General features: G+C 51.1%; 9 protein-coding genes and 1 pseudogene. 3 read left to right on the forward strand and 7 right to left on the reverse strand.

Features of this window, described 5'->3' with window-relative positions; genetic code table 11:
• Window positions 1-97 precede the first annotated feature (97 nt).
• Window positions 98-1,630, reverse strand: a complete 1,533-nt coding sequence (locus tag AC5JO6_RS09080) for an ATP-binding protein (protein WP_496080739.1) — start codon at window positions 1,628-1,630, stop codon at window positions 98-100.
• 233 nt (window positions 1,631-1,863) lie between these two features.
• On the opposite strand from AC5JO6_RS09080, the gene AC5JO6_RS09085 reads away from it, so the two are divergent.
• Complete coding sequence (locus tag AC5JO6_RS09085) at window positions 1,864-2,466, forward strand: Uma2 family endonuclease (protein ID WP_496080740.1); 603 nt, start codon at window positions 1,864-1,866, stop codon at window positions 2,464-2,466.
• A gap of 179 nt (window positions 2,467-2,645) precedes the next feature.
• On the opposite strand, the gene AC5JO6_RS09090 is transcribed toward AC5JO6_RS09085, so the two are convergent.
• From AC5JO6_RS09090 to AC5JO6_RS09100, 3 genes are all read right to left on the reverse strand, one after another.
• Entirely contained in the window at window positions 2,646-4,703 is a 2,058-nt protein-coding gene (locus tag AC5JO6_RS09090; RefSeq protein ID WP_496080741.1) for a thioredoxin domain-containing protein, read from the reverse strand.
• A 137-nt stretch (window positions 4,704-4,840) separates the two neighbouring features.
• On the reverse strand, window positions 4,841-5,614 hold the full coding sequence (locus AC5JO6_RS09095; RefSeq protein ID WP_496080742.1) for a nucleoside triphosphate pyrophosphohydrolase family protein: 774 nt from the start codon (window positions 5,612-5,614) through the stop codon (window positions 4,841-4,843).
• A gap of 81 nt (window positions 5,615-5,695) precedes the next feature.
• Window positions 5,696-6,274 (reverse strand): helix-turn-helix transcriptional regulator, encoded by a 579-nt coding sequence (locus tag AC5JO6_RS09100; protein ID WP_496080743.1) that lies wholly within the window; start codon window positions 6,272-6,274, stop codon window positions 5,696-5,698.
• A gap of 889 nt (window positions 6,275-7,163) precedes the next feature.
• Here AC5JO6_RS09100 and AC5JO6_RS09105 point away from each other — a divergent pair.
• Entirely contained in the window at window positions 7,164-7,655 is a 492-nt protein-coding gene (locus AC5JO6_RS09105) for a hypothetical protein (protein WP_496080744.1), read from the forward strand.
• Window positions 7,656-7,784: 129 nt separating this feature from the next.
• Here AC5JO6_RS09105 and AC5JO6_RS09110 read toward each other — a convergent pair whose 3' ends face one another.
• Window positions 7,785-9,494, reverse strand: coding sequence for a GspE/PulE family protein (locus tag AC5JO6_RS09110; RefSeq protein WP_496080745.1), 1,710 nt, complete (start codon window positions 9,492-9,494; stop codon window positions 7,785-7,787).
• An 80-nt stretch (window positions 9,495-9,574) separates the two neighbouring features.
• Between AC5JO6_RS09110 and AC5JO6_RS09115 the strand changes: the two genes are divergently transcribed.
• Window positions 9,575-9,742: a hypothetical protein gene (locus AC5JO6_RS09115; RefSeq protein WP_496080746.1), complete on the forward strand. Its 168-nt coding sequence runs from the start codon at window positions 9,575-9,577 to the stop codon at window positions 9,740-9,742.
• On the opposite strand, the gene AC5JO6_RS09120 is transcribed toward AC5JO6_RS09115, so the two are convergent.
• On the reverse strand, window positions 9,739-12,120 hold the full coding sequence (locus AC5JO6_RS09120; RefSeq protein WP_496080747.1) for a PhoX family protein: 2,382 nt from the start codon (window positions 12,118-12,120) through the stop codon (window positions 9,739-9,741). The two genes, AC5JO6_RS09115 and AC5JO6_RS09120, sit on opposite strands and share 4 nt — an antisense overlap.
• A gap of 647 nt (window positions 12,121-12,767) precedes the next feature.
• Window positions 12,768-13,033 (reverse strand): annotated as a pseudogene (locus tag AC5JO6_RS09125) (hypothetical protein); the annotation flags it as partial.

Genomic DNA, 13,033 nt, shown 5'->3' on the forward strand with positions numbered 1-13,033 from the left:
AGAGCTGAAAGCTGAGAGCTGAAAGCTGAAAGCTGAGAGCTGAAAGCTGAAAGCTGAAAGCTGAGAGCTGAAAGCTGAAAGCTAAAAGCTGATCCACTTAAAACTTTTGCCCTTTCTTGCATTTTCCCTTCAGCCGTTCACACGCTTGCACCAAATGTTCGGTGGTGAGTTTAGTCTTTAATGCAGCGGCATGGATAGCGGCATCGCGGGCGATCGCACGAATATCGCCACCACTTAAGACGAATTGCGCTAGACTGTCCCACGCGATCGCGGCATCAAGGGGCACGTTTTCTGGAAATGCCTGCTGCCAGAGCTTGAGACGACTGGCTCGATCGGGTAAGGGGAAATCTAGCACTGGATTCATCGGTCGTCGCCATTGGGCAGTGACGTGGTGCTTTTGATGAACGCTGAGCAAGGTGATGCCGTTATGGTGCTGCCGCGTCTGAAGAAACTGCTGGAGCGCAGCTTCTGGCAGCAATGGTATACGACCAAACCAGTATTGAGCAGACTTAAGCAACAGGATGGTTGGGGCTTGTACGGCGATTTCTTGCAAGAGGCGAGGCGTATCATTCGGATGCCATTGCGCTAAATCAAGACAGCACAAGGAGGTTTGCAGCCGTTGGGCGATCGCCTCTGCTGCCATCATTTTGCCTGTCCCAGAGGCTCCACAGAGCAGCGCGATCGTTCCCGTTTTGACCGTTTGCGGTGTGCCATCACCCGATGCAAAACCCCAGTCTTCATCGACCTGTTGAGCAAACTGTACACGATGACACAGGTGCTCAAGGTCTGCCATCAAGGGGGGAGGGAGGATGAGGTTTGACCAGAGGTTTTGGGAGGGAGCGGAGAGGGTGGGGAGTGGGGAGTGGGGAATGGGGAATAGGGAGTGGGGAATGGGGAATAGGGAGTGGGGAGTGGGGAGTGGGGAGTGGGGAGTGGAGGGTTGCACTAGTGTTTCTAGAGCATCGCTTTCAGGTCGATCGGCTAAGAGGTAGTTGACTAAGGGATCAGAGAGTCGGACTAGACGAGCCAGGAGCGGATCGGCTTGGGTCGATCGCAGTTCCAGGAGTTGATGCTGTACCAGGGTAGAATCTCCGGTCATGCAGCGCCGGAGCGATCGCCACTCAGCATCGGTGCGGCAAAGCATCCGCAGGATGAGATCGACGGTGGGTAGACCTGTGGCACTGGGATGCTCGGTTTCTTGCAGGTAGTTGTAGAGTCGCGCGTATCGACGGCTGATTTCGGGCGCAAGTGCCATCAGCACCAGGTTTTTCTCAGGAACGCTCAACTGTAAGCGGTTGCACAAGGATGGTACGCCCAGCAAAACGCCGCGCTGTTGGCTGACCTGAATTTTTGCGTCTAACTGCTGCTGGTAACTGGCTTTCGGTGTGGTCGATCGACTGCGTGGATGCTCAGCCGGAGAGTCATACGAAGTCTCTCCTTCCAGTGTGACTAAACCTTTCCACCAGTGACTCGTGACGCGATCGACGCGAGAACGTGCCGCCTGATCGACCACTTTTGTCTCGTGCCGCTGCCGTGCGATCGCCATGCTTAGAAGCCGATCGAGCCAGAGTAACTCTGCCCTTAAGTACGCCCAGTTATCAGAAAATGGCTCAATGGAATCACTTGGCATTGTAGGCAGGGAGAATTGTAGACAGAGAAAAATAGCGCAAGTTCAGCGCTTGGCACGATTTGCTTGATCGTATGTTGCCCCTTCTCTATCGTAATCTTCTCGCTCCATACAGATGGCTTAAAAGTTGCCTTGCGAGATTCTTCAGCTTGATAAACCCGACGTTATCAGCCCTATTGCGATCGCCCCACCACAGCTAAAGTAGAAAGAAACATCAGATCCAGGAGACATTGCCAATGGATGCTGAGCTAGTGGATGCTAGAAATCTTGAACGGCTTGAGCTGAAAACAGAGCAGCGGTTGATTCTACCTGGGGTGGATTGGCAGCAGTACCTGGCGCTGGATTCCTTGTTGGAGAGCTTTCCTGGTTTGCGGTTGACGTATCTGGAAGGGATGCTCGAAATCATGACCAATTCCCCAGAGCATGAGTTAGCGAAAAAGACGATCGCCCGGTTGCTGGAAATTTACGCCTTTGCCAAAACGATCAGTCTGCATGGCTATGGTTCGACGACGTATCGCAAGGAAGCTCTAGCAAGGGGCTTGGAACCAGATGAATGTTATTGTCTTGAACAATCCAAAGAATTACCTGATCTAGCCATTGAAGTCGTTATTACCAGCGGTGGGCTCGACAAACTAGCGGTTTACGCAGGTCTGGGTGTTTCAGAAGTCTGGTTCTGGCAAGATCAACAGCTTTCTGTTTATCGGTTGCGCGATCGCGGTTATGAACCGATCACTCGCAGTGAATTACTACCCGACTTAGACTTAACATTGCTGGCAAGCTACGCGCGACCGCTCAACCAACCGGAAGCGGTCAAAGCGTTCTATGAAGCTATCCGTTGAGGAGGACGTTAGCTCCGGGAGCATGTCACTTTCGCAAGTGCTAGATTCTGCCCTCATCCCCAACCCTTCTCCCCCAGGAGAAGGGAGCAAGGATTCAAAGTCCCTCTCCCTGGGGAGAGGGACTTTGAATCCTTGCGGCATACAAGAAAAGGGTGAGGGCGCAAAGGTGACATGCTCCCTTAGCTCCTCACCTGACTTAGCTGCACCTGTTCTCGTAGCTGTGTTTGAGTGCAAGCAGGTTCCCGGCAGCTCAAGCCCTGACAGACTAAACCAACGACACCGTCAGGTAAATCAGCCTCTAGCTTGTAAACAGCCGTGGGCAGGTATTGCGTCGAAAGCGCGGTCAGTTGGTCAGCCGTAGTGCGGATCAAAATGTGGTTGTGGAACCAGTCAAGCGCAGCAAAGAGACCAGGGCACGCCTGGGGCGATCGCTCCAGCACGGTGCCAAAGGATTGTAGCGTTTGTTCTGCTTTGTCGAGGTAGCTCAGGTCTTCGGTCAGTAGCGACAGGCGTACCAAATTCGCTACCGCCACTCCATTTGCTGACGGGGTGGCATGGTCGATGTAGCTTCGTTCTCGCAGCAGCAAGTTATCGCTGGCACGGGTATTGTAGTAACCGCCCATTTCAATGCTCCAGAGATCGTCGAATTCTGCCTGGATTGTGACGGCGCGATCGAGCCATGCATCAGGTTTACTTTCTAACGCCTGCATTCCTGCCCTGGAAGCCTGATCAATATCCAGCAACGCTTTGATGAACAGTGCATAGTCTTCCGATTGAGCCAGGACAGCGGGTTTGCCGCCGTAGTTGACACGATGGAAGCGTCCCTCTACCCATTGGTGCTGGAGGATGAAGTGAGCGGCTTTCGCTGCCAACTCCAGGTAGTGTGGCTGCTGAAAAACACTGGCGGCACGAGCAAGACCAGAAATCATCAAGCTATTCCAGGCGGCGATCATCTTGGTGTCGGTAACAGGCGGAATACGCCCTGCCCAGCTTGTCGTCTTCGCTTCCTGGTTGTCGCGGGCAGGGGAAACAGTTGGAAGAACATTGGCGGCAGCACCATAGCGCACGACAAAGAGCTTGCTTAGAGTAGTTTCCAAGGTCTCGCTGAGTTTGCCAGAACGATGCCGTTGGAGGACGTTGAAGCCTTCAAAGTTACCGCCTTCGGTCACAGTGAACTGATCGGCGAGTTCTGCTAATGCTGGAGCCGTCAGATGTTCCATCAACGTCTGGTAATCCCATGCATAGAAGGCTCCTTCTTCCGGTTCAGCAGCAGTGGGATCGGTAAAGTTGTCAGCATCCTGAGCCGCGTAGAAGTAGCCTTCGGGAGCGGTCATTTCCCGCTGAAGCCACTGGACGGTGAGGACGATCGCCCGCTCAAACGCAGGTTCCTGCACGCCAGATGACCATAGATTCGCCAGATATTCGACGATCGCCCCGTTGTCGTAGAGCATTTTCTCGAAGTGCGGCACTGTCCACGTGGGGTCAACCGTATAGCGATGAAACCCGCCGCCTACGTGGTCAAAGATGCCGCCCAGGGCTAGATCCAACCCGCGTTGGCGGCTCAGAGCGCCAGCATTGTAGCGATCGGAGGTGAACCGACTCGATCGCAGCGCCACTTCTGCATAGGGAATCATCGGGAAACTGGGACCGGGCTTTTTGGAGGCAAGAATACCCGTATTGTGCTCCAGCCCATTTTGCAAGATGTCAGCCCCCAACTGACCCGACTGAAGGGTTGCTGCCCCTTGAAGGTGCGTCAGGACTTCGCCTTTGATGGCTTGCAGCTTCTCTGGCTGTGTATCGTAATAATGGCGAATCGATTGGAGCAACTGCAAAAAGCCAGGTCGATCGTAGCGCGCCTCCACTGGAAAATAAGTACCACCATAAAAGGGCACCAGGTCTTCAGGGGAAATAAAGACGTTGAGGGGCCAACCGCCTTGCCCAATCATGAGTTGCACTGCCTGCATGTAAATGCTGTCCAGGTCGGGACGCTCTTCACGATCGACCTTAATCGGCAGAAAGTTCGCATTCATAAACTCAGCGACAGCCAGATCGGAGAAAGCTTCTCCTTCCATCACCGTGCACCAATGGCAGCTAGAGTAGCCGATCGACAAAAAGATAGGCTTATTGTCGCGTCGAGCGGTTTCGAGTGCTTCATCGCACCAGCTCCACCAATCGATCGGATTTTCGGCGTGTTTCCGCAGGTAAAGGCTTTTGGCTTGGGCAAGTCGATTCGTCATGAGAAAGCAATACATTTAGAAGCACAGTTGCTTTTTAGTGTATTGCTGTTAGTCAAAAAGCAACAGCTCTTATTGAACTGAAGCAGCGACTAGCATTGGCGAGCCGCCAGACCTTTAAACCATCCGCTAAGGTGAGTCTAGTTGGAGCCGTTCCCGTCGCTTGGGCGATCGTCTGCCAATTGTGATCCTTTGGCTTTCAGATTGCCCAACTGCACTTGAAGTTGAAGCTGCTGACGAATCTGTTCTTCAGGAATACCCAATCGTTCAGAGAGTTGCGCTGGCGTAAAACTGAGGTTACCCAACTTGACCCGGAGGTCTTCGCCCAACTGAGCTTGACCGTTTTTCACCGTTGGCTTGCCTTCAACGCCAATATAAAAGCTCTGACGGCTTAATTCAGGAAAGGCAGTCACCAATTTAGAAAAGAACGCGCGTTCGTCAGGAGGTAGCTGATCGGGCGAAATATCGCCAAGGTTGACCACAGCACCGCTTTCAACCGTGCCATTCTGCATCGTTGTGTTTGCGCCCTTTAACGCGCCACCAAGTTTTCTACTTTCTGCCTTACGCGCAATTTCAGTCGTGAAAAGCTGCGTGAGTTCGTTTTGGTGGAGTTGTTTCTTAACTGGCTGCTTTTGAGCCGTTGGTGGTGTGGCATCAGCGGTTGCCTTTGGCTTACTCGACGGTGAGCTGGTTGGAGCTGATGCTGGCTTACCGCTTGCAGTGCGATCGTTGGGTCGATCAAGATCGGCAGCAATCGTTGGATCAACGGAGGCTGGTTGACCCGGCTGACGCGTCGGCTCAATTTGATTGGCAGTATACCAAGCGGGCAATTGGGTAGCTTGCTGCCAATAGTAGAAGGCAACCGCACCAACCCCAAGGACCGCTAAAGAGACAGCAATGAAAAATCGTTTCATAACGAGAAGCTCATCTACGTTACACAAGCTTCCCAATATTAGCGAACTCTGAAAGATTGAGTCGCTAATTGCATCCAACCATCACGATGCTTGACTGGCTTGCCATTCTTCTCCGTCACTGGCTGTCTGCTGTTTGAGGTGAACATTTTTCAGGTGCTTCTTAACGGTGTCTAGCGCGATATGTAGGTTGGCAGCGATCGCCTTGCGACTGTAACCCGATCGTCGTTGCAGCCAAACTTCAGTTTCACGGGGCGTGAGTCCCCATTTTTGTGCTTCGGCGATCGCTAGACCCTGTAACGACTGGGTTTGGTCTTGCAGTCGCAGCAGGAGACAGGGACGTGAGGCAACTTCCAGTGCCAGCCACTGTGCTCGAATGCGGAAGGTTGTCTTTGGGGTCACCACTTCCGATTCGAGCACGACTGGTCGACTGGGATAGCGGCTCTTGCTATCGAGCAACGCCTGACAGACACGCTGAATTTCACGTGGTAAGGGGTCTGTAGCGTCATGCCATAGCTGCGAGTAGATGGCGTGTGCCGTTGTGTTGGCATAAACCAGATCATGCTGATCGGTAATGACTAAAACACCATCGATCAAACTTTCCAGCACCGACTGTAGTAGACTGTCCAGGCTTTCTAAATACTTCATAGTTGTCATGTTCATTGGGGGCTGAAATGAACGTTCTGTTGCTTTACTGAAGCAAAAAATGGTTGAGCAAACGATAGAACTCAACTCTTTCGCACCATCGCTTTGATACCAAAACGTTTTTTGCTATGACTGCTCTACTGCCTAACCACTTCCTCGTATTCTTTATGATTCATACGTTGCACGATCGTTATCCGGTCAACCGTAAGAAAAAGTAATACATTGAGTGGAAGCAAGAGAGCACTGTGCTTTTAAGGGCAACATTCAACGTTTCTTAGCTTTAATAAACTATTACTAATGGTTACAACGTAAATTCCAGGATTACGCATAAAAGATGTTATTTTCCCAAAGTGGAAAATTTGTGAACATAGTCTGTCCCTTCTGACGATCCCTTACAGCTCTCACGCCAACACTCCTCTCTGAAGGCTATACGCCTGTTTTACGGAGTTTTGACGATGCCTCGTTTAGCACATGAGAACAGAGCAGTCAGTAAAGGCTTCTCACTCCTAAAACTTATGGTTCAGCTACCTTGTAGCAGCAGTAGGCAGACTGAGAATATCTCTAATCCATCGCTAGATACAATACGCTTGTACCGCTCTGAAGCCTGTCTGTCCACACTCAATTGAGTGATTTGTGCTAACAAAGCACGATCGCTTGTAAGTCATAAAATTACGAACCGCAAAAGCAATTTATCATTGTGTTGATGATTTTGAAGTGTAACGATCGTAGTTAATACAATCAGCTCGTTACTCAGAACTACATTTTACTGATCTAAATAATGACTGCTTCAACTGTTTTCGGGTACACAAACTGCTTCGAACGGTCATCATTGACAACCTGATTAAGAAAAAAAGTAATACCTAAAGTTCTAAATTTGCTACTTTAGAAAAACTATTCAGTAGACGATATGAAAATCGTTAAGCACACACCTAATTATCTGCAACTCAAGAGCATCGGTACTGGATGGATCTGGCTCTTTTTGTTGGTAGGAATGCTCTGCTTGCTGATTGGATTATCCTGGCTACGTTCGGGTGGGCTGCAACCAATCAATCTGGTTTACGCAGCAGCTATGCTGGTAACAGGTAGTGTGACAACGCTTGTGGCTTTATTCTCGGTTGCATGGCTCACTGTCTACACCTTTGATCAAAGGCGAGGGGTTGTCGTTTTACAACAACAATATGTGTTGCGTAGTCAAACAATTGAACGGCGGTTGCAAGATATCGCTGCCGTGCAAGTCGATGAGCAAGAAGATAGCGATCGCTCACGCTTCTACGTCGTTAATCTTGTCTTACATTCAGGCGAAACGCTATGTCTTCGGGAAACTGTTGATAATCCTGATAGACAAAAATATGAGCAGATTGCTGACTCGATCAGGCAGTTTTTAGAATCGACTGAGTAAGGTAACGTCTGAGAGTCGACTGCAAATCGATGCGGCACGATCGCGCGCTACAAACATACCAACAATCTTGCCCTAAATCGCTGCTAGACACGTTGGAGCAGAAGAGATAGCGTTACTGGGTACTGGCTTCTAATTGAGAGCCGTTTTTTCTTTTAAGCCGTTGGTGACGATCAGTTTTGGTGGTGCGTCTGATTGTACGATCGCACCACGTTTACGATACAGCGCACTATGGGGTAGCACACGCAACACCTCGTCCACAGTGGTTCTGCCAGTCGTGACTTTTTCGATCGCTGCCATCTGAAAGGATTGAAACCCTGTGTCACTCAAGTAACGGTGAAGGTCTGTCATGCTGCCTTCGTAAATAATTTGTCGGACTGTCGTGTCAATATTCAGCATCTCGATCAAGGCTTCTCTGCCCAAATAGCCAGAGTTAAAACAGCGGGCACAACCGCGACCGCGCCGCCACGCTGCTGCATTTGCCTGTTTCAGTTCCAGCCCCAGTACATTCAAATCGCGCTCTGTTGGCGTGTAAGGTTCGGCACAGTGGGTACAAACTTTACGTGCCAATCGTTGTGCCACAATGCCGAGCAGCGCATCGCTAATCAACCCCGGATCAGGTCCAATATCTTTTAGACGAGGAATGGCGCTGGTCGCATCGTTGGTGTGTAACGTTGTGAGGACTAAATGCCCTGTTAGAGCTGCACGAATCGCGGTTTCAGCCGTTTCGTGGTCGCGGATTTCACCCAACATGATGATGTCGGGGTCTTGCCGCAAAATAGCGCGTAGCCCCGCAGCAAAGGTCATGCCAGCAGGCTCATGCACTTGCGTTTGTGTAATGCACGGCAGCACATACTCAACGGGATCTTCGACGGTGACGACGTTGACGTGTTCGGTGGCGATCGCCTGTAAACTGGTGTACAGCGTACTGGTCTTCCCCGAACCTGTGGGTCCTGTAAAGATCACCATGCCCTGTGGCTGTGCCAACCAACCTTTGTAAATTACCAGCGCTTTGTCAGAAAACCCCAGTTCGTTAATGCTAGAGAACGGATTTTGGCGAGGCAGCAAGCGAATCACCGCTTTTTCACCGCCTACGCAGGGCAGCGTACTCACTCGCATATCGAGTCCGACTTCGGCTTCGGTCTCCGAGACGTACTTTTCGCTGATGCGGGCATCTTGCGGACGGCGACTCTCGGAAATATCCATATCTGCCATCACTTTGAGGGCGACGACTGCCCGCCGACTGACATCTAGAGGCAGTGTTGTGATGTTACGAAGAATCCCATCAATGCGATAGCGCACACGCAACCCGTCTAAAGTTGGTTCCAGGTGAATGTCGCTGGCGCGGTTTCGCAAGGCTCCTGAGATCAGAGTTTTGATACGCCCAATCTGGTCAGTGGCTTTCGACAGATGTAACTCCGTCATCTTGCCAATGTTTTCTTGCTCGATTTCTCCGGTCAGTGGGTTCGTTGCGGCATCAGCGTTGATCCGATTCTGGTCAAAGTTTTGGGAGTGGAACCAAGCACGGTAGCTTTGCTCGGCGATCGCAATCACATGAATTGCCATTGCGGTCTGCTCTCGCAGGCTGGCGATCGCTGTTTCACTGAGAGCCGTGGGGGTGCCCAGATAATAACAATTGCGCCACAGCAACAAAGGAATGACAGGTGGCAGCGATCGCCGATCCGCAAACTGCTTCAGAAAACGGTACGTCACCTCACGATCGAGCAACTGAAGGTTAACAATGCCCTGCTGATTCACTAAAAGAGCAATGGCTTCGTCATAGCTAATGTCACGCTTTTTGAGTTGCTGCCAAGCCGAAGTCGGAGCGGTAGAAGCCTGCATGATTTCTTAAGGCAATAAAACATTGAAAAGACAAGGCGATCGTGCCTCGTATAATAAACCTGCAACTGTATACGCTGTCAATGATCGCTTGGATTTATGAACGAATTTATCCACAAGCAGAGAGAAGCTTTGCGTTAGCAGTCGGTACTGATTCAACCGACCCTGAAGCTTGCTTGAATCGTACTGCCCACAATATTGGCACGAGAAAGGGCACGATCGCACCCTTTCTCGTGCAGGAATTGCGTTAGACAAATTGACCGTTTGATTGCTTCCGGCGAATGCCAATCACCGAAGGCTTGGGTGGTCCGTCTGCCTGCCCCTGAATGTTGCTGGGCCAGTTGCTACCGCGTGAAACAGTGCGCGTCTGGTTGAACAACGTGCCGTCCAGAGCTAAAAGCTCGATCGTGCGGCTTAAGGTTGGGTTTGGCGTGAACGGACAATCTTCACCAGGGTGCTGCACTGCAATAATCAGTGTGTCGCCAACGAATGTGGGTCCCGTCATTTCACAGCGCGTTGGACCGTAGGCAAACGGCACCACTTGTCCAGCGTCGGCACCAGTGGTGGGAATGTAAAACAACCAGTTGTTGCCAAATACGCCCGTAAAGGCAGACACATCGCCCGTTCTAGTGTGGTCGATCGCGTTGGGTGTACCAGCGGCACCAGTGGCAAAGCCATTGTGAGTAGCCGTTGACATATCGGTTACGCCCCAGATGTTTGCCCGGTTGTCGAACACCAGGTTGTCGATCGCTGCCAAGCCAGCACCGCTTTCGGCTCCAGCCTCACCACCTTGAACAAAGCGCTCCCAGCGGAAAGTATTGCCCGTACCATCAGCGCTGTCTTCAATGATCTTGTAGAGACCACCTGATTGCTGCGTGTCATTAACGGCTGCGCTATACTTGCCAACCACAAAGACACGGGAATCGGGGTAGCCATCGCTGCCCGGAGCGCCATCGGTGTATGCAATGAAGACTTCCCTGGCGTTTCTAGGGTTAATTTCAATGTCTTCAGGACGGGCAGTGGGAGTGCCACCAATTAAATTGGCAGCAAGGAACGCATCGACCAGGATGGCACCCTGGCTGGTGTAGAAGTCGCTTAGCTTCTTGCCCTGATAGCCGGGTAACGCCTCACTTTCAGCCACGGCTGTAACAGTCGTAACACCGTTTGTGGTAGTAGTTAGCTGTGTGAGTGCCACCACAACCGACCCACCATCAGTGGTCTGACCAGCAATGCCTGCACGTCTTGGGAACCGTGTGCTGCCGCTTCTGAGCTTCAGTGGGTCGTTAGACGTAAGCTCAGTGGGGCTAACAGGGTTAGTGGGTGACGAGAGCAGCAACGGCAGCCAGGTGCCTGTGCCGTCAGCATTGTATTTCGCAACGTACAGAGTCCCGTCTTCAAAAAGCTTGCTGTTGCCTTTGTTCTTGGGATTCTTGACCGTGCCATTGCTCACAAACTTCCAGGTGTGCCCACCCCGGCGATCGTCGCCCAAATAGGCAACCAGCTTCTTGCCAGCCTGCACACGCATCGCAATGTTCTCATGGCGGTAGCGACCTAACCAGGTGTGTTTGCGGGGTCGATAGTCAGGATTTGCTGGATCGATTTCAACCATCCAGCCGTATTTTTCCCCTGTCAGACCAAATTCGGCACCCGTCGTACCTGTGGCATACCCAGTTTGAGTGCCGTCAGGCTTGACATTTTCCTGTACGCCCACGAAAAACGCACCCGTCGAACCCTGGAAGTTCTCTTCCGCTGTCAAAATCGTTCCCCAAGGGCTAGTGCCGCCAGAGCAATTGTAGGCAGTACCAATGATTTTGTTGCCCAGACCGTCAGCGTTAATACCTTCAAACACTTCGCTGGCAGCAGGTCCAGTAGCAATTAAATAGTTTTGATCACCCGTTTGGTAACTTTTCGATCCCCAACTGGTGACGCTGCTGTAAGCATCGGAGCGTTGACTATTGATGCCTAGACCAGACAAGCCATGCAAACGACGGTTTTTCGAGTCTTTAACGACAGCAAACCGTTCTCTACGACCATCACGAGCAATGCGAACGATCGACCCACCCATGTTGTACATAAACTCACCAGAGAGCGCACGACCTGGTGCAGTGGGGAAACCCTCAATGATGATCGAACCAGACGAAGCAAAGCTTGCTACATCGCTGGGCGCTTCTGGAGCGAAAGGAGAAATGGGGAAGCTGTTGTATTCATGGTTGACCCAAAGGTACCCATCAGTTCGACCGTTAATCGAAACAAAGCCTGTGTAATCGCAGTTATAGCCAAAATAATCTTCCTGGTTAGGAAAGACCCGATCGCCCCAACTGACAATGACGTAGCGCTCGTATTCTGGTGGCACTACCACGTCATCTAAAGGGCTAAAGGCATCAAGATTGGGCGTTGGTGCTGGTGGTAACGTACTGCCCTGACCAAAACCAGTGGCTAAAAAGCTGCTTTGTTGCTGGTAAATTGGCAACGGATGCGGTAGACGCACAGGTGTAAACGTTAGAGAAGCGGCTTCGGCGGTGGCATTGCTGCCGCCAAAAAGCTTGTGACTCACGACTGGCTCTAGCGCAGCCGCCGCGGCACTGCTACCAAAGAAAATCAGTAATTGTCGGCGCGAGAAATTAGGCATAAACACCCCACTGAAGGACGAAGGAACAAGAACACTAACCCTTAACTAAAACCCCTACAGGCTCAGAGGTTGCCTTAAAGCTCAGATTTGGCGACTCAAAGTCACGGCTGATAGAGACTAAACCGGTCGTCGCAGGCTACAGAACCGATGGGATTCCTCAATCTGTGGCGACAGGTTGCGTTTCTGTAGCAGCAAATTTTATGTGCCCAACACTGCTCAGACATCCTCTCGACCGCATCTAAACAGTTTGCGAACGGCGATCGTTAACAGTTCGATGTTTGTAAGAGCCAACACACCCCGTAAATGTGAAATGGATGTGAAAGCATGAATTTCAATTCAAACTTTCATTCACAAAACATAGCGCTAGCTAAAAAACCTAAATTTGGAAAAAAAGGTTCTTACTCGCCGTGTTTAACGCAAACAAAATGTGCCAATTAAGACCAAGAAAGCCTATATCAAAGTATCGCTGTTACATTAAGGCTGGTTAATCGTCAGGTTAATACCATTGAAATGCTGCCAATAGAGCACTAGCAGCACACCTTTTTAGTTGATCCTGTAAAGCCCCTTTACTTTTTTTACTCTCTGAGAATGGAGATAAAAGCGGTTAAACGTTAGCCATCATTTCTCACCTTTCACTACGCTGAGCGCTATCGCGCTGACTCACTTTCCAATGGTGCTGGCGTGCTTTGTGGGGTTGGAGTTGTTGGGGACGGTTGTGCTGGAGTCTTTTGCGGTGTCACAGTGCCCTGAGCTGGTGGCGTTGGAGCATTCTGCTGTGGCGTAGGACTGCTTTGGGTAGGTAGCGCTGGAGCGCTTGGCGACGCTGCTGGTGGAGTTTGAGGCGGTGGCGTTTGAGGCGGTGGAGTTTGAGGTGGTGGAGTTTGAGGTGGTGGAGTTTGAGGTGGTGGAGTTT

The organism is Tildeniella sp. (assembly GCF_059505325.1).